Annotated in this window: 24 protein-coding genes; 14 read left to right on the top strand and 10 right to left on the bottom strand. The window is 61.5% G+C overall.

Annotation, left to right across the window (positions count from 1 at the left end):
* Positions 1–5 precede the first annotated feature (5 nt).
* The 6 genes from FHX14_RS19950 to FHX14_RS19925 all read left to right on the top strand — a co-directional run bounded on the left by FHX14_RS19950 (position 6) and on the right by FHX14_RS19925 (position 5,253).
* Positions 6–1,304: a PotD/PotF family extracellular solute-binding protein gene (locus tag FHX14_RS19950; protein WP_184378284.1), complete on the top strand. Its 1,299-nt coding sequence runs from the start codon at positions 6–8 to the stop codon at positions 1,302–1,304.
* 269 nt (positions 1,305–1,573) lie between these two features.
* Positions 1,574–2,479 carry an ABC transporter permease gene (locus FHX14_RS19945; RefSeq protein WP_184378282.1) on the top strand — a complete coding sequence of 302 codons (906 nt, stop codon included), beginning with the start codon at positions 1,574–1,576 and terminating at the stop codon, positions 2,477–2,479.
* A gap of 1 nt (position 2,480) precedes the next feature.
* Entirely contained in the window at positions 2,481–3,302 is an 822-nt protein-coding gene (locus FHX14_RS19940; protein WP_184378280.1) for an ABC transporter permease, read from the top strand.
* Between the two features lie 4 nt (positions 3,303–3,306).
* On the top strand, positions 3,307–4,050 hold the full coding sequence (locus tag FHX14_RS19935; RefSeq protein WP_003593268.1) for an aspartate/glutamate racemase family protein: 744 nt from the start codon (positions 3,307–3,309) through the stop codon (positions 4,048–4,050).
* A gap of 3 nt (positions 4,051–4,053) precedes the next feature.
* Positions 4,054–4,665, top strand: a complete 612-nt coding sequence (locus tag FHX14_RS19930) for a flavin reductase family protein (protein ID WP_184378278.1) — start codon at positions 4,054–4,056, stop codon at positions 4,663–4,665.
* Positions 4,666–4,755: 90 nt separating this feature from the next.
* Positions 4,756–5,253 (top strand): heme-degrading domain-containing protein, encoded by a 498-nt coding sequence (locus FHX14_RS19925; RefSeq protein ID WP_003593272.1) that lies wholly within the window; start codon positions 4,756–4,758, stop codon positions 5,251–5,253.
* Between the two features lie 41 nt (positions 5,254–5,294).
* On the opposite strand, the gene FHX14_RS19920 is transcribed toward FHX14_RS19925, so the two are convergent.
* Positions 5,295–6,539, bottom strand: a complete 1,245-nt coding sequence (locus FHX14_RS19920) for an AGE family epimerase/isomerase (RefSeq protein WP_184378276.1) — start codon at positions 6,537–6,539, stop codon at positions 5,295–5,297.
* 170 nt (positions 6,540–6,709) lie between these two features.
* Here FHX14_RS19920 and metH point away from each other — a divergent pair, with 170 nt between their 5' ends.
* Positions 6,710–10,483, top strand: a complete 3,774-nt coding sequence (gene metH, locus FHX14_RS19915; RefSeq protein ID WP_184378274.1) for a methionine synthase — start codon at positions 6,710–6,712, stop codon at positions 10,481–10,483.
* Between the two features lie 103 nt (positions 10,484–10,586).
* Here the strand turns inward: metH and FHX14_RS19910 are convergent, their stop codons facing one another.
* From FHX14_RS19910 to FHX14_RS19895, 4 genes are read right to left on the bottom strand one after another with little or no spacing between them, the layout of a single operon-like run.
* The gene (locus tag FHX14_RS19910; protein WP_184378272.1) at positions 10,587–11,015 is read right to left on the bottom strand and encodes a hypothetical protein; all 429 of its coding nucleotides are present in this window, start codon (positions 11,013–11,015) and stop codon (positions 10,587–10,589) included.
* A gap of 6 nt (positions 11,016–11,021) precedes the next feature.
* Positions 11,022–11,276 carry a type II toxin-antitoxin system prevent-host-death family antitoxin gene (locus tag FHX14_RS19905; protein WP_184378270.1) on the bottom strand — a complete coding sequence of 85 codons (255 nt, stop codon included), beginning with the start codon at positions 11,274–11,276 and terminating at the stop codon, positions 11,022–11,024.
* A gap of 59 nt (positions 11,277–11,335) precedes the next feature.
* A complete protein-coding gene (locus FHX14_RS19900; RefSeq protein ID WP_003593278.1) occupies positions 11,336–12,100 on the bottom strand; it encodes a GntR family transcriptional regulator in 765 nt (254 codons plus the stop codon).
* Positions 12,097–12,981: an N-acetylglucosamine kinase gene (locus tag FHX14_RS19895; RefSeq protein ID WP_184378268.1), complete on the bottom strand. Its 885-nt coding sequence runs from the start codon at positions 12,979–12,981 to the stop codon at positions 12,097–12,099. Before FHX14_RS19895 ends, FHX14_RS19900 begins: the two co-directional genes overlap by 4 nt.
* A 527-nt stretch (positions 12,982–13,508) precedes the next feature.
* Here FHX14_RS19895 and FHX14_RS19890 point away from each other — a divergent pair.
* The 6 genes from FHX14_RS19890 (at position 13,509) to FHX14_RS19865 (ending at position 20,130) form a co-directional block, all read left to right on the top strand.
* Positions 13,509–14,768, top strand: coding sequence for an ABC transporter substrate-binding protein (locus tag FHX14_RS19890; RefSeq protein WP_184378266.1), 1,260 nt, complete (start codon positions 13,509–13,511; stop codon positions 14,766–14,768).
* 210 nt (positions 14,769–14,978) lie between these two features.
* Positions 14,979–15,926, top strand: a complete 948-nt coding sequence (locus FHX14_RS19885; RefSeq protein ID WP_183696618.1) for a sugar ABC transporter permease — start codon at positions 14,979–14,981, stop codon at positions 15,924–15,926.
* Between the two features lie 9 nt (positions 15,927–15,935).
* Entirely contained in the window at positions 15,936–16,775 is an 840-nt protein-coding gene (locus FHX14_RS19880) for a carbohydrate ABC transporter permease (RefSeq protein WP_003593286.1), read from the top strand.
* Entirely contained in the window at positions 16,772–17,833 is a 1,062-nt protein-coding gene (locus FHX14_RS19875) for a Gfo/Idh/MocA family oxidoreductase (protein WP_184378264.1), read from the top strand. The genes FHX14_RS19880 and FHX14_RS19875 overlap by 4 nt, the downstream gene beginning before the upstream one ends.
* A gap of 10 nt (positions 17,834–17,843) precedes the next feature.
* A complete protein-coding gene (locus tag FHX14_RS19870; protein WP_184378262.1) occupies positions 17,844–18,848 on the top strand; it encodes an ABC transporter ATP-binding protein in 1,005 nt (334 codons plus the stop codon).
* 253 nt (positions 18,849–19,101) lie between these two features.
* Positions 19,102–20,130, top strand: a complete 1,029-nt coding sequence (locus FHX14_RS19865) for a proline racemase family protein (RefSeq protein ID WP_184378260.1) — start codon at positions 19,102–19,104, stop codon at positions 20,128–20,130.
* A gap of 76 nt (positions 20,131–20,206) precedes the next feature.
* Here the strand turns inward: FHX14_RS19865 and FHX14_RS19860 are convergent, their stop codons facing one another.
* From FHX14_RS19860 to FHX14_RS19840, 5 genes are all read right to left on the bottom strand, one after another.
* On the bottom strand, positions 20,207–21,268 hold the full coding sequence (locus FHX14_RS19860; protein ID WP_003593295.1) for an ABC transporter ATP-binding protein: 1,062 nt from the start codon (positions 21,266–21,268) through the stop codon (positions 20,207–20,209).
* A 12-nt stretch (positions 21,269–21,280) separates the two neighbouring features.
* Entirely contained in the window at positions 21,281–22,069 is a 789-nt protein-coding gene (locus FHX14_RS19855; RefSeq protein ID WP_003593296.1) for an ABC transporter permease, read from the bottom strand.
* On the bottom strand, positions 22,066–22,959 hold the full coding sequence (locus tag FHX14_RS19850; protein ID WP_012558402.1) for an ABC transporter permease subunit: 894 nt from the start codon (positions 22,957–22,959) through the stop codon (positions 22,066–22,068). Before FHX14_RS19850 ends, FHX14_RS19855 begins: the two co-directional genes overlap by 4 nt.
* Before the next feature lie 72 nt (positions 22,960–23,031).
* On the bottom strand, positions 23,032–24,135 hold the full coding sequence (locus FHX14_RS19845; protein WP_003593298.1) for an ABC transporter substrate-binding protein: 1,104 nt from the start codon (positions 24,133–24,135) through the stop codon (positions 23,032–23,034).
* 191 nt (positions 24,136–24,326) lie between these two features.
* Positions 24,327–25,199 carry a MurR/RpiR family transcriptional regulator gene (locus FHX14_RS19840; protein WP_003593299.1) on the bottom strand — a complete coding sequence of 291 codons (873 nt, stop codon included), beginning with the start codon at positions 25,197–25,199 and terminating at the stop codon, positions 24,327–24,329.
* A 177-nt stretch (positions 25,200–25,376) separates the two neighbouring features.
* On the opposite strand from FHX14_RS19840, the gene FHX14_RS19835 reads away from it, so the two are divergent.
* On the top strand, positions 25,377–26,147 hold the full coding sequence (locus FHX14_RS19835) for an N-formylglutamate amidohydrolase (RefSeq protein ID WP_054182658.1): 771 nt from the start codon (positions 25,377–25,379) through the stop codon (positions 26,145–26,147).
* Positions 26,148–26,190: the final 43 nt, after the last annotated feature.

The raw sequence follows: 26,190 nt of genomic DNA, 5'->3' as shown, positions 1-26,190 counted from the left end.
CTGACATGACGACTGAAACGACATCGACCAAGGCTGCGAAGGGTCTTTCCCGCCGCACGCTGCTGAAGACGGGTGCTGCCGCCGTCGGCGCCATCGCCGGCTCCGGCGCCATTACCGGCTTTCCCACCATCTGGGCGCAGACCAACATCACGCTTCGCCAGTTCGGCACCGGGGTTTCCAACATCAATGCCATCGCCGAGAAGTGCAAAGCCGATCTCGGCATCACACTGGAGATGACCGCGACCGATTCCGACGCTGCAGCCCAGCGCGCCGTCACTCAGCCCGACAGCTACGACATTGCCGATATCGAATACTGGATCGCTAAGAAGGTGTTCCCGACGGGCGTTCTGCAGCCGATGGACGTCAAGAAGCTGAAATATTACGACAAGATCGTGCCGCTGTTCATCAACGGCAAGCTGAAGGCAGACAGCGTCATCGCCCAGGGCACGGCGCCGCACACCGTCGGCTTCGTCGAGGCGCAAGGCTCCAAGAAGTTCGCCAAGGAGCCGACGCAGTGGATGACGATGGTTCCGACCATCTATAACGCCGACACGCTCGGCATCCGCCCCGATCTCACCGGCCGCCCGATCACCAGCTGGGCTGATATTCTCGATCCGGCCTTCAAGGGCAAGACGGCGATCCTCAACATTCCGTCGATCGGCATCATGGATGCTGCGATGATCATGGAGGCCGCCGGCAAGATCAAATATGCCGACAAGGGCAACATGACCAAGGAAGAGATCGACAAGACGATCGAATTCCTGATCAAGACCAAGGGCGACGGCCAGTTCCGCGCCTTCTGGAAGTCGTTCGACGAGTCGGTCAACCTGATGGCCTCGGGCGAAGTCGTCATCCAGTCCATGTGGTCGCCGGCCGTCGCGGCCGTCCGCTCCAAGGGCATCGCCTGCACCTTCCAGCCGCTCAAGGAAGGCTACCGCGCCTGGGGCGGCGGTCTCGGCCTTGCCGCGCATCTGAAGGGCGCCGAGCTCGACGCGGCTTACGAGTACATCAACTGGTACACATCGGGCTGGGTCGGCGGCTACCTCAACCGCCAGGGCTACTATTCTGCTGCCATGGACACCGCCAAGGAATTCATGTCGGCCGATGAATGGGGCTACTGGATCGAAGGCAAGCCGGCGCAGGGCGATATCCTGTCGCCCGAGGGCAAGGTGATGGAGAAGGCTGGCGCCGTGCGTGACGGCGGCTCCTTCGAAGCCCGCATGGGCGCCGTCGCCTGCTGGAACTCGGTGATGGACGAAGACCGCTACATGGTCCGTCGTTGGAACGAGTTCATCGCTGCCTGATCGTCGAGGGGGTGGAGAAGCACTGTCTTTCGCCGACGCTCAAGACGTCGCTCCGCTCCGCCCCCTCATCCGCCCTTCGGGCACCTTCTCCCCGCTGGGGAGAAGCGGGAGTTCGCGGCTGGGGTCGCGTGAAGAAAATCGAGGTTCGCGGTCGCCCAGGCGCTGCCGCGATTCCTCTTCTCCCCAGCGGGGAGAAGGTGCCGGCAGGCGGATGAGGGGGCGGCACGCGCCTTCGTCCAACCTGACGTAATCAGAACGGAGAACCTGACATGGCAACCATCGCAGCAGAAACGGAAGAGGACAGCCGTGGCAGCCGCGCCTTCCGCCTCTCCCCCTCAACCATCTCCTATCTCCAGGCGACGCCGCTGATCGCCATTCTCGGCTTTTTCTTCCTGCTGCCGATCGCCATGATCGCGGTCGTCAGCTTTTGGGATTATGATTTCGCCGGCCTCTATCCCGATTTCCTCACCATGAATTACACCGATACGCTCGGTTCGTGGGTGACGTGGAAGACCTATCTCAACACGCTGAAATTCACCGCGATCGTCTGGTCATTGACGCTCGTTATCGGTTTCTGGGTCGCCTATTTCCTGGCCTTCCACATCCGCAAGACCTCGACGCAGATGATTCTCTTTCTCGTCTGCACCGTGCCGTTCATGACCTCGAACATCATCCGCATGATCTCGTGGATCCCGGTGCTGGGGCGCAACGGGCTGGTCAATTCGACGCTGATCGAGATGGGCATCATTCCGCAGCCGATCGAATGGCTGCTCTATTCCGATTTCGCCGTCGTGCTGGCCATGGTGCATCTCTATACGCTGTTCATGGTGACGCCGATCTTCAACACGCTGATGCGCATCGACCGGTCGCTGTTCGAAGCGGCGCGCGATGCCGGCGCGTCGGGCTGGCAGGTGCTGTGGAATGTCGTCATTCCGCTGGCAAAACCCGGCATGGCGATCGGCACGATCTTCGTCGTCACCCTCGTCATGGCGGATTTTTCGACGGTGCAGGTGATGTCCGGCGGCCAGAGCGCCTCGGTGGCGCTGATGATGAAGAACCAGATGTCGCTGCTGCAATATCCGGCGGCGGCCGCCAACGCCGTGGTGTTGCTGGCCGTCGTGCTGCTGATGGTCGCGGCGATCCTGCGCGTCGTCGACATCCGCAAGGAGCTTTGAGATGAACCACGAAAAACGCGGCCTCGAATTCTATCTGCTGGCGATCTTCTTCGCCGTCTTCGTGCTGTTCCTCTACGGTCCGCTGTCGGCGGTGCTGATCCTCTCCTTTCAGGGGCCGGACGGCGGCCTGACTTTCCCGATGAATGGCGTCTCCACCCATTGGTTCTTCAACCTGTTCGAAAAGCAGGCGGTCGGCGATTTCGGTGCCTCTTTCCGCCGGTCCTTCATCCTCGGGCTGATGGTGATGGTCGTGACCGTCACCGTGTCGCTGCTTGCCGGCCTTGCCTTCCGCCGCCGTTTCCGTGGTTCGACCGTGCTGTTCTATGCGACGGTCGCCAGTCTCGTCGTGCCGTCGATCATCGTCTCGCTCGGCATCGGCGTCGTCTTCCAGGAGGGCGGGTTGAAGCCCGCCTGGTATTCCTCGGCCTTCGGTGCGCATCTCACCTGGACGCTGCCCTTCGGCGTGCTGATCATGTTTGCCGTCTTCAACCGCTTCTCGCCGGCCTATGAAGAGGCAGCGCGCGATCTCGGCGCCTCCGCCTGGCAGACGTTCCGCCATGTCGTTCTGCCGATGATCGCGCCGAGCCTGATCGGCGTCGGCCTGTTCGGCTTCACGCTGTCTTATGACGAATTCGCCCGCACGTTGATGACGTCGGGCACTTACAATACGCTGCCGCTCGAAATCTACGGCATGACGACCAACGTCACGACGCCGGTGCTCTATGCGCTCGGCACGGTGACGACATTGTTTTCCTTCACCATCATTCTCGTCGCGCTCGCCATCATGACGATGCTCAGCCGGCGGCAGGCAAAGATCAACTGACATCATGCGCATCCTCATCGTCAATCCCAATACCACGGCCTCCATGACCGAGAAGGCCGCCATCGCCGCGCGTGCGGTGGCCGCTTCCGGCACGGAAATCATCGCCGCCACATCCAGCATGGGGCCTGTCTCCATCGAGGGTCACTACGACGGGGCACTGGCGATCCCCGGCCTGCTTTCCGAACTGAAGGAGCGGCAAACGGCGGGTTATGACGCGGCCGTCATCGCCTGCTTCGACGATACCGGGCTGGAGGCGGCACGCAGCTTCGCCGACGTGCCGATCCTCGGGCTCTGCGAATCCGCAGTCGCAACGGCGGGTTTCCTGGCGCAGCGTTTCACCGTGGTGACGACGCTTGAGCGGTCGCGGGTGCTGATCGACAATCTGGTGCGCCGCTACGGCATGGGCGAGCGCGCCAGGGTGCGCGCCTCCGATATCCCGGTGCTGGAGCTCGAAGATCCGGCCTCGGGCGCGATCGGCAAGCTCAGGGCCGAGATCGAACGGGCGCTTGCCGAAGACGGCGCCGAGGCGATCGTGCTCGGCTGTGCCGGCATGACGGATCTGGCGAGGGAATTGCAAGCAATCTATGGCGTGCCCGTCATCGATGGTGTCTCCGCCGCCGTCAAGCAGGCCGAGGCGCTGGTGTCGCTTGGGCTTTCCACCAGCAAGCGCGGCTCCTATGCCTCGCCGCTGCCGAAAGCCTTTACCGGCGCGATGAGCGCCTTTTCGCCGGCCGGCAAGCTCGGCTGAGCCATGGCCATTTCATTCGACTTCAAAGAGCTCAGCGAGCGCGAGCGCTATAAGCTGATGATCGGCACGATCATTCCGCGGCCGATCGCGCTGGTGACGACGGTCGACGAACAGGGACGGATCAACGCCGCCCCCTTCAGCTTCTTCAACTGCCTCTCGGCCGACCCGCCGATCCTGGCGATCGGGGTCGAAAACCATGCCGACATGTCGTTCAAGGACACCGGCCACAATATCCGCATGACCGAGGTCTTCACGGTCAACATCGTCTCTTTCGCCATCGCCGAGGCGATGCATATCTGCGGCGCCCGTTATCCCAGCGGTGTCGACGAATTGAAGGAGGCTGGATTGACGGCAATGCCCGGCGCGAAGGTGGCTTCTCCCTGGATTGCCGAGGCGCCGGCCGCCTTCGAATGCCGGCGGCATGTGACGCTGGAACTCGGGCGCTCGCGGCAGATCGTCATGGGCGAGATCGTCTATGCGCATTATCAGGACGGCGTCGTCGATCCGGAACGGCTGCATGTCGATCCGGCCGCCGTCGATGCCATTGCGCGGCTCGGCGGCGATACCTGCGCCACAACACGCGACCGCTTCGAGATGCTGACGCCGAAACTCTGAGGCCTCGGGTAGATCCAAGTTTTTGCTTTACTTTTTTACTCCCCGCAAGAATGGTCGCAGCGGATCATTACGGCAGAGGAGTGCTTGGCCATGACAATCGAACAGGATCTCAGCCGGATCGCAGAGCAGGAGAAGGCCCTGAGCTTCGACGCCTTCGACCTGACGACGGCATGGCAGCTCGGCAAACTCCTGCAGGAACTTGCCACCGAACGCGGCCTCGGCATCGCGATCGATGTGACCCTGCATTCGATGCCGGTCTTCTATGCCGCACTGCCGGGCGTCACGCCCGATAACGTCAATTGGGTCCGCCGTAAGCGCAACATGGTGCTGCGCTATTTCCGCAGCAGCTATGCCTCCGGCCTGAAGCTCAGCAAGGACGGCAAGACGGTCGAGGATAACGGGCTTTCCGGCGCCGATTATGCGCCGCATGGCGGCAGCTTCCCGATCAACGTCAAGGGCACCGGCTGTATCGGCGCGGTCACCGTCTCCGGGCTGCCGCAGCGCGACGACCACAATCTCGCGGTCGAAGCCCTGGCGCTGATGCTCGCAAAGGATCTGGACACGCTGCGGCTCGACCCGCCGCTCTGAGCGGGCCGTTTGCTGCGTCGGCGGGCGCGGGGTACTGAACCTCAGAGCCTGCCGCCGGCCTCGGTAATGCCCTTGGTCAGGCTGCCGGTTGCCGGGAAGAGCGGGATCAGGCAGGCCTGCAGGGCGTGGTATATATCGCCCTTGCCGGGGAAGAGCGAATGGGCGGGAACGAGATCCTCCGTCAGTTCCTCATGCCAGCCGCCGTTCCGGTGGTCGATGAAGGCGCGTTCGATCACGTTCCAGATCTTGCGGTAGCATTCTTCGTGATAATCGCTCGGCAGATGCTCGTTGAGAAAATGGGCGGCGGCGGCACCCTCGCAGGCCGGCCACCAAAGTTTGTTGCGCTTGGCGGGCGTGTCGTCCCAATCGAGCGTATAGAAAAAACCGCCCTTGTCAGTGTCCCAGCCGAGCGCCATGGATTGCTCGAAGAGGGCCTTGGCCGCGTCCGGCATCCACTCGATGCGTTTGCCGCCGAGTGCCCAGAGCTGCAGGATGAGGCGGGTCCATTCCAGCCAATGGCCGGGCGTCGTGCCGGCCGGGCGGAACATTTCGTTCGGATGATAATATTGCTTGTCGAGCTTCCATTCGGCGTCGAAATGCTCGGCGACGCGCCAGTCGACCGAACCGGCCGCGCGCCGGATGACGAGGTCGGCGATGCTTTCGGCCTTGGTCAGGTAGTCCCGGTCGCCGGTTGCTTCGAAGGCGGCCATCAGCGCTTCGGTCAGATGCATGTTGGAGTTCTGGCCGCGATAGGCGCCGCCGTCGAGCGGCTGCCAGTCGGCGGTGAATTCCTCGGCGATGGCGCCGTGGCGCGGCTCCCAGAATTTCTGGTTCAGGACCTCGGTGATGTCGGCAAGCATGCCGTCGGCCAGCGGATGGCCGATCGTCTTGGCGGATGAGGCGGCCAGCAGCACGAAAGCGTGGCCATAACCCTGCTTGTTGCTGTCGACCGGACTGTTATTGTTTAGCGACCAGAAATAGCCGCCGTTTTTCCGGTCGCGATGATGGTTCCAGAGATAATCCATGCCGTGGTCGACGAGATCGGCCGCGCCCGGGCGGCCGAGCAGCGCGCCGATTGCGAAACAATGCACGGCGCGCGCGGCGATATGGATGCTGCGGATCTGGCCTTCGGCGTCAAGCGGCTTGCCGCTATCGTCGAGATCGTAGAAGCCGCCCTTGGGATTGACCGAATTGTGCTGGAAGAAATCGAAGAGGCCATTCGCCTGGGTAAGCAGCCAGTCGCGGTGATAGGCGCGGCTCGTCCAGTTTCCAAGCAGGGGTGCCATGATACTCCTCCGATTTCGTGCGCAATGCGTGTCAATTGCCTATATAGAGGCCGTTCAAGCCTGTCATCCGCTGAGACTTGCAAAGCACGAAATCGATAGGCATATATTGACATAAAGATATCTTTATGTGATTTGGACTGTCTGGTCTTACGACGTCAAGGAGCCCTCCCGTGTTCGATACTCTCTTTGGTCCGGAAACGGGCAAACGTGACGGCAACGAAGTTTTCGCAGCGCTGCGCAAAGCCGCGAGCGAACGCATCCTCGTCCTCGACGGCGCCATGGGCACGCAGATCCAGGGGCTGGGCTATGACGAAGACCAGTTCCGCGGCAGCCGTTTCATCGGCTGCGCCTGCCACCAGAAGGGCAATAACGACCTTCTGATCCTCACCCAGCCGGATGCGATCGAAGAAATCCATTACAAATACGCCAAGGCCGGCGCCGATATTCTCGAGACCAACACCTTCTCCTCGACCCGCATCGCGCAGGCCGATTACGAGATGGAAGGGGCGGTCTACGACCTCAACAAGGAAGGCGCCGAGATCGTCCGCCGGGCAGCCCAGCGCGCCGAGCGCGACGACGGCCGCCGCCGTTTCGTCGCCGGCGCCATCGGCCCGACCAACCGCACCGCCTCGATCTCGCCGGATGTCAACAATCCCGGCTTCCGCGCCGTAACCTTCGACGACCTGCGTTCGGCCTATGGCGAACAGATCGACGGTCTGATCGACGGCGGCGCCGACATCATCCTGATCGAGACGATCTTCGACACGCTGAACGCCAAGGCAGCGATCTTCGCTTGCGAGGAGCGCTTCGAGGCCAAGGGCGTGCGCCTGCCGGTGATGATCTCCGGCACGATCACCGACCTTTCCGGCCGCACGCTCTCCGGCCAGACGCCGTCGGCCTTCTGGAATTCGGTGCGCCACGCCAATCCCTTCACGATCGGGCTGAACTGCGCCCTCGGCGCCAATGCGATGCGCCCGCACCTGCAGGAGCTTTCGGGTGTCGCCGACACCTTCATCTGCGCCTATCCGAATGCCGGCCTGCCGAACGAATTCGGCCAGTATGACGAAACGCCGGAACTGATGGCGGCGCAGATCGACAGCTTCGCCCGCGAAGGCCTGGTCAACATCGTCGGCGGCTGCTGCGGCTCGACGCCTGAACACATAAGAGCGATCGCCGAGACCGTCGCCAAGTATAAGCCGCGGCCGCTCCCCGAGCACCGCCCCTTCATGTCGCTGTCCGGCCTCGAACCCTTCGAGCTCACCAAGGACATTCCCTTCGTCAACGTCGGCGAGCGCACCAACGTCACCGGCTCGGCGAAGTTCCGCAAGCTGATCACCAATCACGACTACACCGCAGCACTCGATGTCGCTCGCGACCAGGTCGAGAACGGCGCGCAGGTGATCGACATCAATATGGACGAGGGCCTGATCGATTCCGAAAAGGCGATGGTCGAGTTTCTCAACCTGATCGCTGCCGAGCCCGATATCGCCCGTGTGCCTGTCATGATCGACAGTTCGAAATTCTCGATCATCGAATCCGGCCTGAAGCGCGTCCAGGGCAAGCCGATCGTCAACTCGATCTCGCTGAAGGAAGGCGAGGAGAATTTCCTCGCCCAGGCGCGGCTGCTGCACAATTACGGCGCCGCCGTCGTCGTCATGGCTTTCGACGAGACGGGGCAGGCCGACAGCTACGAGCGCAAGGTGGAAATCTGCACCCGCGCCTATAAGCTTCTGACCGAAAAGATCGGCTTCCCGCCTGAAGATATCATCTTCGACCCGAACATCTTCGCGGTCGCGACCGGCATCGAAGAGCACAATAATTACGGCGTCGATTTCATCGAGGCGACGCGGACGATCCGCGAGCGCATGCCGCTGGTGCATATTTCGGGCGGCGTCTCCAACCTGTCCTTCTCGTTCCGCGGCAACGAGCCGGTGCGCGAGGCGATGCACGCCGTGTTCCTCTACCACGCCATCCAGGCGGGCATGGACATGGGCATCGTCAATGCCGGCCAGCTCGCCGTCTATGACAATATCGATCCGGAACTGCGCGAGGCCTGCGAAGACGTGGTGCTGAACCGCCGTCCCGACGGCACCGAGCGGCTGCTCGAAGTGGCCGAGCGTTTTCGTGGCGCCGGCGCCAGGGAAGGCCGGGTCCAGGATCTCTCCTGGCGCGAATGGAGCGTCGAGAAGCGTCTCGAACATGCGCTGGTCAACGGCATCACCGAATATATCGAAGCCGATACCGAGGAGGCGCGCCAGCAGGCCGCCCGACCGCTGCACGTGATCGAAGGGCCGCTGATGGCCGGCATGAACGTCGTCGGCGATCTGTTCGGCTCGGGCAAGATGTTCCTGCCGCAAGTGGTCAAGTCAGCGCGCGTCATGAAGCAGGCGGTCGCCGTGCTGCTGCCCTACATGGAAGAGGAAAAGCGCCTGAACGGCGGCGAAGAACGTCGCTCGGCCGGCAAAATCCTGATGGCGACGGTTAAAGGCGACGTGCACGATATCGGCAAGAACATCGTCGGCGTCGTACTGGCCTGCAACAATTACGAAATCGTCGACCTCGGCGTCATGGTGCCGGCGACGAAGATTCTCGACACGGCAATCGCCGAAAAGGTCGACGTCATCGGCCTTTCCGGCCTGATCACGCCGTCGCTCGACGAGATGGTGCATGTTGCGGCCGAGATGGAGCGGCAGGGTTTCGACATCCCGCTTTTGATCGGCGGGGCGACGACCAGCCGTGTGCATACGGCGGTGAAGATCCATCCCGGCTATAACAAGGGACAGGCGATCTACGTCACCGATGCGAGCCGCGCCGTCGGCGTCGTCTCGGCGCTGCTGTCGCCGGAAACGCGCCAGGGCTATGTCGACGATACAAGGGCCGAGTATGCCAAGGTGGCGGCCGCTCATGCGCGCAGCGAGGCCGAGAAGGTGCGCCTGCCATTGCCGCGAGCCCGCGAAAATGCGCATAAGGTCGACTGGTCGGCCTACCAGCCGACGAAGCCGGAATTCTTCGGCACGCGGGTGTTCGAGGATTACGATCTGGCCGAGCTTGCCAGATATATCGACTGGACGCCGTTCTTCCAGACCTGGGAACTGCGCGGCCGTTACCCCGCCATTCTCGAGGACGAGAAGCAGGGCGAGGCGGCGCGTGCCCTCTGGGCCGATGCGCAGTCGATGCTCAAGAAGATCATCGACGAAAAGTGGTTCCGTCCGCGCGCCGTCATCGGCTTCTGGCCGGCCGGCGCCGTCGGCGACGATATCCGCCTGTTTACCGATGAGAGCCGCAGCCAAGAGCTTGCCACCTTCTATACGCTGCGCCAGCAGCTTTCGAAGCGGGACGGGCGGGCAAACGTGGCGCTCTCCGATTTCGTCGCGCCTGTTACAAGCGGTGTGCAGGATTATGTCGGCGGCTTCGTGGTGACGGCCGGTATCGAGGAAATCGCCATCGCTGAGCGTTTCGAACGCGCTAACGACGATTATTCCTCGATCCTCGTCAAGGCGCTGGCCGACCGCTTTGCCGAAGCCTTTGCCGAGCGCATGCACGAGCAGGTGCGGCGTGAATATTGGGGCTATGCAAAAGACGAGACGCTCAGCAATGAGGATCTGATCACCGAAGCCTATGCCGGCATCCGGCCTGCGCCCGGTTATCCCGCCCAGCCCGACCACACGGAAAAGGCAACGCTCTTCAAGCTGCTCGACGCGGAAAAGGCGGCGGGCGTGAAGCTGACGGAGAGCTATGCGATGTGGCCGGGCTCCTCGGTCTCCGGCCTCTATATCGGCCACCCCGACTCCTATTATTTCGGCGTCGCCAAGGTGGAGCGCGATCAGGTGGAAGACTATGCCAAGCGCAAGGGCATGGAGGTTTCCGAAGTCGAACGCTGGCTCGGGCCGGTGCTCAACTACGTGCCGCGCAAGACCAGCGAGGAGATCGAAGACGCGGCATGATTTGCCGAGTCTTCTCGGTCGCTTAAGGCGGCGTGCTGAGAGATCGATTCAACGGATGGAGAGTGATTGCGCCGCAGCCCCGGTCGCTTTCGGGCAATAGGCATCAGCGGCGGACGGAATCGCTTTTCCTTGCCTTGGCAAGATCGAGAAATTTCCCCTTGATCGTTGCGAAAAGCCCAGGCGGAATGAAGCCGTAGGCGAACATTCCCTCGCTGCCCGGCACGGGTGAAAGCCCGCCATTCGGCCATTCATCAATATTGTGTTCGGAGACGATGACCCAACTCGGGGCGTCGTCCAGACCGATCGCCTGCTTCACTTTCGGTGGGATCTCTATTCCCACGATTTCGCCGGACGGCGGCGTATGCGTGATCGGCAGCAGAACGACATAGCGGGGACTGGCCAGGCTATCGCTCGCCGCAACAAGACAGGCGGGCCTGTCTTTGCCCTGATCGAGACCCGCCGATGCTTCGCGCGACCACAGGTAATCATAGCGCACGACAAGGCCGGGCTTCGGCTCGGGAATTGACGCCATGATGGACTATTTCAACAAGTCGTCGAGAGAGGTGTGGGCCGCGTCCATCTCCGCTCTTTCGACCGCGTCGATGACGACAGACAAGGCGTCGACAGTTCTGTGCGTCCGTTGCGCGGCAGCTTTCAGCCAATCATAATGCTCGGCGGACATGAGGACGAATTCACGACGGCCATGCCGGGTGATCTCGACGGGCTCGCGTTGCGCCTGATGTTGAAACGCGCCGAATTTTCGCTGAAATTCCAGAGCCGTGGTCCGGGCCATGATAAGATTCCAAACTTCGATATCCGGATTATACGTATAATTTGGATAAGCTCAAGCCGTCAGGTTAGCCCGATCGTCAGCTCGGCGACGAAATCATAGGCGTCGCCGCGATAGAGTGAGCGGGTGAATTCCACGGCGCGGCCGGAGCCGAGATAGGAGATACGTTCGATCGACAGGCCGGCGGCGCCGACGGAGACGCCGAGAAGCTGGGCGTCGGCTTCCTTCATGTTGGTCGCCGAAATGCGCTGCACGGCGCGCACTGGGCGGACCTGGAGGCGTTCGAGTTCGGCATAGAGCGAATTGGTGACGGCCGAGGGATCGGGGAGAAACTCGCCGGAGACGCTGGCATTCTCAATTGCCAGCGGCTGGTCGTCGGCGATGCGCAGGCGGGAGAGACGGGAGACCTTCACGTCGGTGCCGAGGCCGAGAATCATCATCTCGTCGGGCGAGGGGGTGTGGATGCCCTTGTGCAGCCATTCGGAGCGGGAGGACATGCCGCGGCGCGCCATGTCCTCGGTGAAGGAGGTAAGCTGCGACAGGCGCTGCTCGACCCTGGAGACCGGTTTGGCGACGAAGGTGCCCGAACCGTGACGGCGTACCAGCAGGCCGTCGGCGACGAGTTCGTCGATCGCCTTGCGGACGGTAACGCGGCTGACGGCGGCGAATTCGGCGATATCGCGTTCCGGCGGCAGCGCATCGCCATGGCCGAGCGTGCCGGTGCGCACGGCCTCTTCGAGCGTGCGGCGCAGCTTGACGTAGAGCGGGCCGGTGCCGGCTGCCTGCAGACGCTCCAGGGACAGAAGGGTGGCGAGATCGTCGGTCATGCCGCACCTCTCTGTCCGTCGTGCAGGAGCTTGACGGCAAGTTCCACCGCACCCTGCAGGGCATCGCCCTTCGGCCTGGCAAGCTGTGATCTGTAGCGTTCGGAAAGCCACGGCTCATAGGCTCCTGCAAGGCCGCCGAGTAGGCAGATCGACGGGCATTCAGGCCAGAGCAGCGCTTCGAGGCTTTCGCCGATTGCCGTTGCCGCATCCGTGACGATGCCGATTGCGACGGCATCGCCCTTGGCCGCATGTTCGAAGACGACGGGCGCATAACGAGCAAAATCCGTCGGTCTTGCCGAATGCGCGAATTCGACGATGCTTTCAGGGTCGCTGCCGTATTCGGCCATGATCGCTTCGGTCATGGGGGACGCCGGGCGCACGCCGTCATGGGCGAGCAGCGATTGCTCCATCAGGTCGCGGCCGAGGCGGGCGCCGCTTGCCTGGTCGCCGACGATGAAGCCCCAGCCGCCGATGCCGTTCAGCCGGCCGTTCCTGCGGGCATTATAGACCGAGCCGGTGCCGAAGGCACCGACGATGCCGTCGCCATCGCCGAGCGCCCCCTGCAAAGCAATCAGCGCATCGGTGACGACGCGGCCTTCGGCAAAGGGCAGGGCCTTTTCGATGCGCTGGCCGTAGTCCGTGACATTGGCGCCGGCAACGCCGACCACTGATGCAGCGGAGGCGATGGTTTCAGCGGCAAGCCCTGCATCGATCAGCGCCTGCCGGGCAGATTCGACGATGTTGAGAAGAGAGTTTTCCAGATCGGACAGGATATTGGCCGGACCTGCTTTGCCACGGCCGATGACATTGCCGTGTCTGTCCGCGACCGCGGCCCGGCAGCTCGTTCCACCGCCGTCTATGCCGATTGCAAACTCCGTCATCGGGCCTCCGAAACGCCGTTCCCTATGTTTTTAAATACAATACCAAAAAAATACCATTTACCAAGTGGGAATGATGGAGAAAATCAATCTTTTTATCATGTTGATTTTATTGATTAAAATTTTTTAACGAATTTTTGGCGACCGAAAAGTTAAATTCGGCTGGACAATTGGTATTTTTTTGGCATTAATTTGGCAAAAGGGAACAGCACATCGAAGCCCACGAAAACCGGCAGCAAAGCCAAGCCGGAACTGCTTCGAGGATGATCGAGAGAACGACCCGCCGCCTGTCAGGCTGGTGGTGAAGCTCAGCATCCATCGGCTTTTTCCGTCAATTCTTGCCGTGCTCGATGCAGGTCATGGGCAAGGCGCAGTCCGGCCGCAGGCGATCCGCCTTCGTGTCCGTCGAGCTTTCGGGGCCGGCAGTCGCTGGCGGCCCTCAAGGGGCGTTGGGTGTTTCCTCAAGCACGCCAACCGCTTGTTTCAGATCGAAAACGGCGCCTTTCGGCGCCTGAAAACAGGAGAGGGAAATGAAAAACACTACTCTGAAAAGCTTCCTGCTTGCCTCCAGCCTGCTGACATCGGCAGGTCTCGTCCATGCCGCCGACGTCACGCTGACTGTGGAAAGCTGGCGTAACGACGACCTGCAGATTTGGCAGGAGAAGATCATCCCGGCTTTCGAAGCCAAGAACCCGGGCATCAAGATCGTCTTCTCGCCGACCGCGCCGACCGAATACAACGCGTCGCTGAACGCCAAGCTCGATGCCGGCTCCGCGGGCGATATCATCACCTGCCGTCCGTTCGACGCCTCGCTCGAACTCTTCAACAAGAAGCAACTCGTCGACATCACCAGCCTGCCCGGTATGGAGAACTTCTCGCCGGTCGCCAAGGCCGCCTGGTCGACCGACGACGGCAAGTCGACCTTCTGCGTGCCGATGGCTTCGGTCATCCACGGTTTCATCTACAACAAGGATGCCTTCGACAAGCTCGGCATCTCCGTGCCGAAGACGCAGGACGAATTCTACGCAGCGCTCGACAAGATCAAGGCCGACGGCACCTATATCCCGCTCGCCATGGGCACGAAGGACCTCTGGGAAGCCGCAACCATGGGCTACCAGAACATCGGCCCGAATTACTGGAAGGGCGAGGATGGCCGCGACGCCCTGATCGCCGGCAAGCAGAAGCTGACCGATGCCGACTGGGTCAAGCCCTATGAAGAGCTTGCCAAGTGGAAGCCCTATCTCGGCGACGGTTTCGAAGCCCAGACCTATTCGGACAGTCAGAACCTCTTCACCCTCGGACGCGCCGCCATCTATCCGGCCGGTTCCTGGGAAATCGCGCTCTTCAACACGCAGGCGCAGTTCAAAATGGGCGCCTTCCCGCCGCCGGTTCCGAAGGCCAGCGACCAGGGTTACATCTCCGACCATCCGGATATCGGCGTCGCCCTGAATGCCAAGAGCAAGCATGCCGAGGAAGCCAAGAAGTTCCTCAGCTGGGTCGCTTCGCCCGAGTTCGCCGACATTTACGCCAACTCCCTGCCGGGCTTCTTCAGCCTGAACTCCAACCCGGTCAAGATGTCCGATCCGCTTGCTCAGGAATTCGTTTCCTGGCGCGGCCCGTACAAGTCGACCGTGCGCTCGACCTACCAGATCCTGTCGCGCGGCACGCCGAACCTTGAAAACGAGACCTGGGTCGAGTCGGCCAACGTGATCAACGGCACGGATACGCCGAAGGTCGCTGCCGAGAAGCTGCAGAAGGGCCTCGACAGCTGGTACAAGCCGGCCAAGTGATGTGAGGAGGGGCGGCGTTTGCGGCCCCTCATCCGGCCTGCCGGCCACCTTCTCCCCGCGAGCGGGGAGAAGGAGACTCGCAGCGACCTCCCAGCCCGATCTGATCAGGGCGCGTTCCCTCTCTTCCCAGGTGGGTAGAGGGTCAGGGTGGGAGCATGTTTTCCATCTGCGCTGCGCCTCGCAGCCAGTCGACAAGAACAGGCAAAAGCCATGAGCGAAACCGACAACGCGATCGATATCGTCCCGATCAAGCGCCCGGTGCGCTGGCACATTTTCGTCTTCATGCTGCCCGCGGTGATCGTCTATTCCGCCGTCATGGTGCTGCCGCTCATCGAAACGCTTCGGCTTTCGCTGTACAATATCGTCGACGGTCAGCCGGCCTTCGTCGGACTTGCGAATTTCCAGGTGCTGTTCGGCGATCCGCGCTGGGCGCATGATTTCTGGAATGCGCTCGTCAACAACCTGATCTTCTTCGCCATCCACATGTGCGTGCAGAACCCGATCGGCGTGGCGCTTGCCGCCCTGCTTTCGGTACCGAAGCTGCGCGGTGTCGCCTTCTACCGCACGGCGATCTTCCTGCCGACGCTGCTCTCCTTCGTCATCGTCGGCTTCATCTGGAAACTGATCCTTTCGCCGATCTGGGGCGTGGCGCCCTGGATGCTCGATCTCATCGGCTTGAAATTCCTGTTCGCGCCCTGGCTCGGCAAGCCCGGCTCGGCGCTGATCGCCGTGTCGCTGATCTCCAACTGGCAATATATCGGCATTCCGATGATGCTGATCTATGCCGCCTTGCTCAGCATCCCCGAAGAGGTGATCGAGGCGGCCGAATGCGACGGCATCACCGGCTGGGCGCAGTTCTGGAAGATCAAGCTGCCGCTCATCCTGCCGGCGATCGGCATCATCTCGATTCTGACCTTCGTCGGCAATTTCAACGCTTTCGACCTGATCTACACGGTGCAGGGCGCGCTCGCCGGACCCGACATGTCGACCGATATTCTCGGCACGCTGCTCTACCGCACCTTCTTCGGTTTCCAGCTTCAGCTCGGCGACCGCTCGATGGGCGCGACGATCGCAACGGTGATGTTCCTCATCATTCTGGCCGGCGTCTCGCTTTATCTTTTCGTCATCCAGCGGCGCATGCGTCGCTACCAGTTCTGAGGAGCGCGCATGTCCAAGGCACGCACATCTCCGATCCGCACCGGCCTCATGCATCTGGCGCTTGGCGCCTATACGCTGGTCGCGCTGTTTCCGGTTTTCCTGACCGTCGTCAACTCGTTCAAGGATCGGGCCTCGATCTTCCGCGAGCCGCTGATGGTGCCGACGCCGTCGACCTTCAGTCTGGTCGGCTATCAGACGGTGTTGGGGCAGGGGGATTTCGCCACCTATTTCCAGAACAGCTTCATCGTGACGATCGTCTCGATCCTGCTGGTGCTGCTCTTCGGCGCCATGGCGGCTTTTGCGCTCTCGGAATACCGTTTCCGCGGCAATACGCTGCTCGGGCTCTATATGGCGATCGGCATCATGATCCCGATCCGTCTCGGTACGGTGGCAATCCTACAGGGCATGGTGGCGGCAGGCCTCGTCAATACGCTGACGGCGCTGGTCCTCGTCTACACCGCGCAGGGCATACCGCTGGCAATCTTCATCCTGTCGGAATTCATGCGCACGGTTTCGGACGATCTCAAGAATGCCGGGCGCATCGACGGGCTTTCCGAATATGCGATCTTCTTCCGCCTCGTGCTGCCGCTGGTGCGCCCCGCCATGGCGACGGTCGCCGTCTTCACGATGATCCCGATCTGGAACGATCTCTGGTTCCCGTTGATCCTGGCGCCCTCCGAGGCCACGAAGACCGTGACACTCGGCTCGCAGATCTTCATCGGCCAGTTCGTCACCAACTGGAATGCGGTGCTGGCGGCGCTGTCGCTGGCGATCCTGCCGATCCTCGTCCTCTACGTCATCTTCTCGCGGCAGCTGATCCGCGGCATTACGTCAGGAGCCGTCAAGTGAGCCCCGAGAAACCCATCCGCGTCCTCGTTGCCGGCCTCGGCAACATGGGCCGCAGCCATGCGCTCGCCTATCACGACAATCCAGGCTTCGAGATCGTCGGTCTCGTCAACCGCTCGACGCCGAAGCTGGAGCCCGAGCTGCAGGCCTATACGATCCATCCCGATTTCCTGACGGCACTCGCCGAGCTGAAGCCGGACCTCTGCTCGATCAACACCTATTCCGACAGCCATGCCGATTATACCGTCGCCGCCTTCGAGGCCGGCTGCGACGTCTTCGTCGAAAAGCCGCTGGCGACAACCGTCGCCGACGCCGAACGGGTCGTCGCTGCGGCGAAGAAGGCAGGCCGCAAGCTGGTGATCGGCTATATCCTTCGCCATCACCCGTCATGGACGAAGCTGATCGAAGAAGCACGCAAGCTCGGTCCGCCTTACGTCTTCCGCATGAACCTCAATCAGCAGTCCAGCGGCCCGACCTGGGCGACGCACAAGTCGCTGATGCAAACCACCTCGCCGATCGTCGATTGCGGCGTGCATTATGTCGACGTCATGTGCCAGATCACCGACGCCAGGGCGGTCGAGGTGCGCGGCATGGGGCTGCGGCTGTCCGACGAGATTGCCGCCGACATGTATAATTACGGCCAGCTGCAGGTGCTATTCGAGGATGGTTCGGTCGGCTGGTACGAGGCCGGCTGGGGTCCGATGATCTCGGAAACCGCCTTCTTCGTGAAGGACGTCATGTCGCCGAAGGGCGCGGTGTCGATTGTCATGGATCCGAACGCCAAGTCGGACGATATCGACACCCACACCAAGACCTCGGTCATCCGTCTGCACACGGCCGAGACCGGCCCGGACGGCAAGTTCATTCGGCCCGACCAGGACATGCGGATGACGGGCGAGCCCGGTCATCAGGCGCTCTGCGACCTGGAACAGGCTTTCATGCTGAGGGCGATCCGCGAGGATCTCGACCTCGATCGCCATATGGCGGATGCCGTGGCATCGCTGCGCATCTGCCTTGCCGCCGACGAGAGCGTGCGCACCGGCCAGCCGGTCAGATTGTAAGGAAAAATCAGTGGGATCACTTCAACTCAAATCCATCCGCAAGACCTATGGCACGCATGAGGTGCTGAAGGGCATCGACCTCGAGGTGAGGGATGGCGAATTCGTCATCTTCGTCGGGCCATCGGGCTGCGGGAAGTCGACGCTGTTGCGCAGCATTGCCGGCCTCGAGGACGTCACGTCGGGCGCCATCGTCATCAATGGCCGCGACGAGACGCTGACGCCGCCGGCCAAACGCGGCATCGCCATGGTCTTCCAGTCCTATGCGCTCTATCCGCACCTGACGGTCAAGGACAATATGGGGCTCGGCCTCAAGCAGGCCGGCACACCCAAGGACGAGATCGACAGCCGAGTCGGCAAGGCATCCGGCATGCTGTCGCTTGCCCCCTATCTGGCGCGGCGGCCGGCCGAACTATCAGGCGGCCAGCGCCAGCGCGTTGCAATCGGCCGCGCCATCGTGCGCGAACCGGAACTCTTCCTGTTCGACGAGCCGCTGTCGAACCTCGATGCGGCGCTGCGTGTGCAGACCCGCCTCGAGATCGCTCGGCTGCACCGCAGCCTGAAGGCAACGATGATCTATGTCACCCACGACCAGGTCGAGGCGATGACGCTTGCTGACAAGATCGTCGTGCTGAATGCCGGCGCGATCGAACAGATCGGCTCGCCGATGGAACTTTACAATCGCCCGGCCAATGTCTTCGTCGCCGGCTTCATCGGCTCGCCGCAGATGAATTTCATCGCGGCCGAAAAGGTCGGCGATCACAGCGCCAAGACGATCGGCGTGCGTCCCGAACACATGACGCTGTCGCGCGAGCAGGGGGCCTGGGCGGCGAAGGTCGTGCATGTCGAGCATCTCGGCGCCGACACGATCATCTATCTGGAATCTGATCAATGCGGCCTGCTGACGGCGCGTCTGTTTGGCGAACATCAGTACGAGCCAGACGAGATCGTTTATGCGACGCCGGATCAGGCGCGTGTGCACCGCTTCGATGTGGACGACCAGGCCATCCGAGCATAGGCGACACCGGGATCGATTTTCGGAAAACATGCAAAATTCAAAGGAGGGCTCGGTCGCAGCCCTCCTTTTTTGTGCCACATCGCTCCGCCCGGGAGGTCATGCTTGACTTCTATATCGTAGATCGTATACGTTATTCTAACTAGAACTGAAGAGGCCTTCTTCACGAGATTTTCATGCGGTTCCGGCCGTAAAACTGCTGCACGCCTTTGCTGGAAGTGCTCAAGTCTCGAAAAATAAGCGCGGGGAACATCAAATGCGTACCTCCAAGATCGTGCATATCGTCAGCTGCCATGCCGAAGGTGAGGTCGGCGACGTCATCGTTGGCGGCGTCGCGCCGCCTCCGGGCGCTACGGTCTGGGAGCAGTCTCGGTGGATTGCCGAGGATGAGACGCTTCGAAATTTCGTGCTGAACGAACCCCGCGGCGGCGTGTTCCGCCATGTCAACCTGCTTGTCCCGCCGAAAAACCCCAAGGCGCAGATGGGCTGGATCATCATGGAGCCGGCCGATACTCCTCCAATGTCGGGTTCAAACTCCATGTGCGTGTCGACCGTGCTGCTCGATACCGGCATCATCCCGATGCAAGAGCCAGTCACGCGCATGATCCTCGAGCCGCCAGGCGGCCTGATCGAGGTCGAGGCCGAGTGCCGCAACGGCAAGGCCGAACGCATCCGCGTCCGCAACGTCCCGTCCTTTGCCGACAAGCTCGATGCCAGGATTGAGGTAGAAGGTATCGGCACGGTCACGGTCGACACGGCCTACGGCGGGGACAGTTTCGTCATCGTCGATGCGGCGTCCATAGGGCTCAGCCTTCGACCGGACCACGCCCGCGATATCGCCCGCATGGGCGTCAAGATCACCGAAGCCGCCAATGAGCAGCTCGGCTTCAAGCACCCCGCCAATGATTGGGGCCATATCTCCTTCTGCCAGATCACCGATCCGGTCGAGATGAGGGATGGCGTGTTCTGGGGTAAGAATGCGGTCGCCATCCGTCCGGGCAAAATAGACCGTTCCCCCTGCGGCACCGGATGCTCGGCTCGCATGGCCGTGCTCCACGCCAAGGGCCAGATGAAGGCAGGCGAAAAGTTCGTCGGCACATCGCTGCTGGACACGGAATTTCACTGCAGCATCGATAGCGAAGTCGACATCAACGGCAAGCCCGGCATCATCCCGATTATCTCGGGTCGCGCATGGGTCATCGGCACGAAGCAGCTCATGGTCGATCCGGCCGATCCGTTCCAGGCCGGCTACCGCCTCTCCGACACCTGGCCGATGGACCTTTAAAGAGGCGACTATACCGCTAAGCAACGAAAAAGGCGCCGTTTTTTGCGGCGCCTTTTGCATGGGTGGTTCGTCAAGCTCAGTCGCGGATAACCAGCAGATCGGCCGCCATGAAACGCAGCGTCACCGTTTCGCCGGCCTGCGGCGGGGTGACGCCGGGGCTGTTGAACATGTCAAAGGAAATGACGTTGCCGCCGACATTCATGCGGGTGCGGATGACCGACCCCAGGAAGTGGGCCGAGACGACCTGACCGGTGAGCGCAGTATCGCTTCTGACGCTGTCGGAGAGCGAGCCTGCTTCCGGGCGCAGCGCCAGCGAGATGGTCTCGCCGGCCTTGTGGGCTGCGACCGACTGCTTCAGCGTGATGGCCTGATCGCCGATCTGGATGCGGTTGGCGTCGGGATCGACGACCTTGGCCTCGATCAGGTTGAGCGTGCCGACGAAGGAGGCGACAAAGCGTGTTGCCGGCGTGTTGTAGATCTCGAAGGGCGAACCGATCTGGTCGGCCTTGCCGGCATTCATGACAACGATGCGGTCGGAGATCGACAGCGCCTCTTCCTGGTCGTGGGTGACGAAAACCGTGGTGATGCCGAGCTGCTGCTGGATCTGGCGGATTTCCTCGCGCAGCGAGACGCGGATCTTGGCGTCGAGTGCGGAGAGCGGCTCGTCGAGCAGCAGCACCTGCGGCTTGACGGCAAGCGCTCGAGCAAGGGCTACACGCTGCTGCTGGCCACCCGACAATTGGTAGGGGAAGCGGTCGGCCAGGTGATCGAGTTTGATCAAGCCGAGCATTTCCTTGACGCGGGCGTCAATTTCGGGCTTGGGGGCGCCGGCGACCTTCAGGCCGAAGGCGACATTGTCGTGCACCGTCATGTTCGGAAACAGCGCGTAGGCCTGGAAGACCATGCCGATATTGCGCTGGTTCGGCTTCAGTGCGCTCTGGTCCTTGCCGTTGATGGTCAGCGTGCCGCCGGTCGGCGTTTCGAAGCCGGCGATCATGCGCAGAACGGTTGTCTTGCCGCAGCCCGACGGTCCGAGGAAGGAGACGAATTCGCCCTTCTCGATGTTCATGTTGAAGTTCTTGACGACCTGGACCGGGCCGAAGGATTTCTGAATATTGTTCAATGTGAGAAAGGACATGAGCCGAATACCTTAAGCCTTTGCCGGGCGGGCTTTGCCGAAGCGGGAAACGAGGTTGAGCAGGCCCATGCTGAGCCAGGTGATCGAGAAGGCGATGACGGCAAGCGCCGAAGGCTCGTAAGCCTTGTTGGCACCGACGAGCTGCAGGTAGGGGCCGAAGGCAGGACGGTTGAGCAGGGCGGCGAAGGTGAATTCGCCCATGACGATCGCCAGCGTGATGAAGGCACCCGACAGCACGCCACTCATGACGTTGGGGAAAATGCACCTGAACATGATGGTCGTCCAGCGGGCGCCGAGGCTCTCGGCCGCTTCCGTGAGGGTGCGGACGTCGATGGCGCGCATGGCGGTGTCGACGGCGCGGTACATGTAGGGCAGCGACAGCGTGATGTAGGAGAAGACCAGCAGAATGTTGGTGCCGGTCGTCGAACCCGTCAGCGGCAGATAGGACGACGAGTTGTACATCCTGAGATAACCGAAGACGATGACGATTGCCGGAATGACGAGCGGCAGCAGCGTGATGAATTCGACGACCGGGCGCATCTGCGGCAGCCGCAGCCGCACCCAGTAGGCCGTCGGCACGACGAGCAGCATGCCGAAGACAATGGTCAGAAGCGCCATCATCATGGAGTAGCCGAAGGTCTCGCGGAACTGGGCGTCCGAGAAGACCGACTGATAGGCATCGAGACTGTATTCACCGCGGCGCATGCGCAGCGAAAATTCAATGGTGCCGATTAGCGGAATGATGAAATAGGACGCGCCCAGGATGATGGCGATCCAGGCTCCGAGACGTTGCGCTTTCATTTCTGCCACCGTTCGGCGCGCATGCGCAGCATGAGGTAAAGGACATTGGAGACGCCGGTGATCACGATCATTCCGAGCGCGATGGCGTAACCGAGGTTGGCATTGTGCAGAACGTCGCCGCGGATCTGCGCGTAGAGCAGGATCGGCACGATGTTCAGCGAACTGCCGGTCAGCGCGAAGGCGGTGGCGATGGCGCCGAAGGCGTTGGCGAAGAGCAGCAGGGTCGTGCCGAGCAGGCTCGGCCAGAGGATCGGCAGCGCGACCATCGTCCAGTACTGGCGGTTGGTGGCGCCGAGGATTTGCGAGGCTTCACGCCATTCCTTCTTCATGCCGTCAAGGGCCGGCGTCAGGATCAGCACCATCAGCGGGATCTGGAAATACATATAGGTGATGGTGAGGCCGAGGAAGGACAGCAGATTGAAGCCGGTGCTGTAAAGGTTGAAGTCGAACCATTCCCGCAGGAAGACCGTCACGAGGCCGGTGCGGCCGAGCGTTGCCAGAAAGGCGAAGGCGAGCGGCACGCCGGCGAAATTGGAGGCGACGCCGGAGAAGGTCAGAAGCGTCGAGCGCACCGAGTTCGGCAGGCCGCCGAGCACCACGGCCCAGGCGAGGAAAAAGCCGATCAACGCGCCGCCCAGAGCCGAGGCGACCGAGACGCGGATACTGATCCAATAAGCGCTCATGATCGACGGCGTAAAAAGATCGCCGATATTCTTCAGCGTAAAACTGCCCTCGGGTGTCAGGAACGCGCCGGCCACGAGATAAAGCGTCGGGATGATCAGAAACAGCAGCGAGAAGATAATGAAGGGTGCAATGCCCAGCCAGTCGATCACGCGATCTCTGTTGATCAAGGGGGCGCTGCTGACCATAGGCGTTGAGACGGTGCTCATGGAAAAGCTCATCCTGGGGCGTCGGAGTGAGAAAACCTCCCCGCCATTGCGGCGGGGAGGCAGGATCAGAAGTTACTTGACGCTGGCGCCAACCACGGAATCCCAGTTCTTGGTGATGGTTTCCTTGCCGGCGGCCTGCTCTTCGAGCGTCGGGAAAACAGCCTTTTCATAAGCTGCTGCCGGCGGCAGCTTGTCGAGGAGATCCTTCGGGATCTTGTTGTTCTTGGCAAGATCGTTGAAGCGGATCGGGTGGCAATAGCCCTTCAGCCAGCCGAGCTGACCTTCGTCGGAATAGAGGTATTCCATCCAGAGCTTGGCAGCGTTCGGGTGCGGAGCGAAGGCCGAAATCGCCTGGACGTAGACACCGGCAACGACGCCCGTCTTCGGAACGACAACCTCGAACGGAGGATTGCCCTTGAGGCTCTGGCCCCAGGACAGGGCGTTGTAGTCCCAGGCGACGATGATCGGCGTCGAGCCCTGCGCGAAGGGAGCAGCCTTGCCGACGACGGGCACGAAGTTGCCAGCCTTGTTGAGTTCGGCAAAGAACTTCAAGCCTTCTTCGCCTGCCTTGGCCGCGTCACCGCCTGATGCGGAAAGACCAGCGGCATAGACGCCCTGGACGGCCTGGTTGGCCGTGCGCGGATCGCCTGCAAGCGCGACGGTGTTTGCGTAGTCGCTCTTCTTCAGGTCGGTCCAGTCGGCCGGCGATTCCTTGACGAGGTCCTTGTTCACGAGGAACGAGAGAACGCCGTAATAGTCGCCGTACCAGAAGCCTTCGGCATCCTTGGCCGTGTCCGGGATCGAATCCCAGGTGGAAACCTTGTAAGGCTGGATCAGGCCGTCCTTCTTGGCGGACGGACCGAAGGAGAGGCCGACGTCGATGACGTCAGGAGCCTGCGGGCCGGTGTTGCCCTTGTTGGCCTTGATGGCTTCGACTTCGTCGCCCGAACCTGCGTCCGGGTTCAGTTCGTTGACTTCGAGGCCATACTTGGCCTTGAAGCCGGCAATGACGTCGCCGTAACCGCACCAGTCATGCGGAAGAGCGATCGTGGTCAGGGTGCCTTCCTTCTTGGCGGCGGCGATCAATTCAGCGCTCGGCTCGGCGGCGGCAATCGCGGTCGAAGCCACGATCATCGCAGTAGAGAGCGACAGAAGTCGAGAAATGTTAGAGATCACTGTTGTTCTCCTTCGGGTTTTCAGTGTCTGGCGATGCTGTTAATCAGCTTACATGAAGCTTGTGTGACGGGTGGATGACGTTAACTTTGCTATGAATAGCAGGCGTTTGCGACACGTGTTTTATTTGCGACGACACGACCTGTTTCCGCGAAAGTCCGTCCTTGTTCTCCCCTTTGTTTTTCTTGTCCCTCCTAACCCGGTTTGCGGAAAAGCTTGGTCTGCTCGAACAAGCCCTCAAGCGTCTTCATGCGCTCCTTCGTCTCGTCCCAGGTGGAATTCTGAACGGCCTCGATGAGCGCTTCGACGATGAAGAGGGTGACGACGGAGGAGTCCCAAGCCGACGGCGCCTCGATCCGAACGCGAAAGGCATGCCGGGCGAGCTTGGCGGCGGGCGAGCTCCACTGGTCGGTGAAGACGACGATTTCTGCGCCGCGTTTGCGAGCGGCAGTGGCAAGGCTCACCATCTCCTGCTCGTAGCGGCGGATGTCGAAGATGATCAGAATGTCGCCGGCATTCATGTTGAGAGCATATTGCGGCCAGCTGCTGGAGTTCGAAGACAGCAGCGTCGTAGCCGGCCGAATCACCTGCATGTGGGTGAAGAAATATTCGGCAAGCGCGCCGGTGATGCGGCCGCCGACGAAATAGAGGCCGCGCTTGCGGTCGGACAGCAGGGAGGCGACGCTGTCGAAAGTCGCGGTGTCGAGATCGGTCAGCGTCTGGCGCAGATTGCTCATGATGGCATCGGCGAAACGGTTGAGGATATGCGTGCCAGGCGCATTCTGGGCCCAACGATCATGCTTGGCGATCGGGTTGGAGATCGTCGCTTCGACCTCCAGGTGCAGATGCGCCTGAAAGTCCGGATAGCCCTTGAAACCGAGCTTCTGCACCATGCGCACGACAGTCGGCGTCGAAACGCCGGCATTTTCGGCGATCGTGGTGATGCTGCCGAGACCGGATACCGGATAATTGTCGAGAAGGCTTTCGGCCAGTTGCTTCTCGGCGCGCGTCAGCACCCCGAAATGCGAGTGTATGACGTCCGAAACCGTCTTCGACGCAACTGTCACTTAACGATGCTCCCCGGGATGGTCTGGCGCCACTTTCCCACTCAAAGTTAACAACGCTGTCATAATCCATGTCAACTACTGTCATGAAAAGAAATTTTCAGTCGACGCTTGACAGTGACCGAAACCTGAAGAATTCTTTTCTTGGAAAGATTTTATTAAGGGATAGGAGTAGCGCCATTGGTGCTGGCCGGGCCGAAAATCCTCAGCGAAGCGGACGGCGATTGCGTCGGGATCGAGCGCGTCGGCGGCCGAAGCCCGGTGCTGCTCGTCTGCGAGCACGCTTCGAATGTGCTTCCCGCTCATTTCGGTGATCTTGGCCTGCCCAGCGAAGCGCTCTTAAGCCACATTGCCTGGGACCCGGGGGCTCTTTCGGTCGCCCGCGGCATATCGGAAGGGCTCGATGCGACGCTCGTCTACCAGCGCTTCTCCCGGCTGATCTACGACTGCAACCGGCCGCCGAGTTCACCCGGCGCCATGCCTGAAGCAAGCGAGATCTATGCCATTCCCGGCAACACGGATTTGACCGCCGAAGAACGGCTTGCGCGCACCGACGCGCTCTATGTGCCTTTCCACGACGCCATCCGCGGGCTGATCCGTGATCGCCGGGCGAGGGGCCAAGACAGCATCATCGTGACGATCCACAGCTTCACGCCGGTCTATCACGGTCGCGAACGCGCCGTCGAACTTGGCATATTGCACGATGAGGACAGCCGGCTCGCCGACCGCATGCTGGAGGCTGCGGCCGAGGCGCCGCTTTACAGGACGGAACGCAACCAGCCTTACGGGCCCGAGGATGGCGTGACCCACACGCTGATCCTGCACGGGCTTTCGAACGGCTTGCGCAATGTGATGATCGAGGTCCGCAACGACCTCGTCGCAGACGATGTCGGCCAAGGGGTCATGGCCGACTATCTAAAAGGGCTGCTCCAGCAAAGCCTGGACGCCTGATAAAAAGAAGACCCGAGGGAGCAGTCTAACTGCGAACGTCCGC

The sequence above is a fragment of the Rhizobium sp. BK619 genome (assembly GCF_014195245.1).
Lineage (GTDB): Bacteria > Pseudomonadota > Alphaproteobacteria > Rhizobiales > Rhizobiaceae > Rhizobium > Rhizobium acidisoli.
Note: the sequence above shows the minus strand (reverse complement) of the source record. Positions and strands in the feature narration are given on the sequence as shown.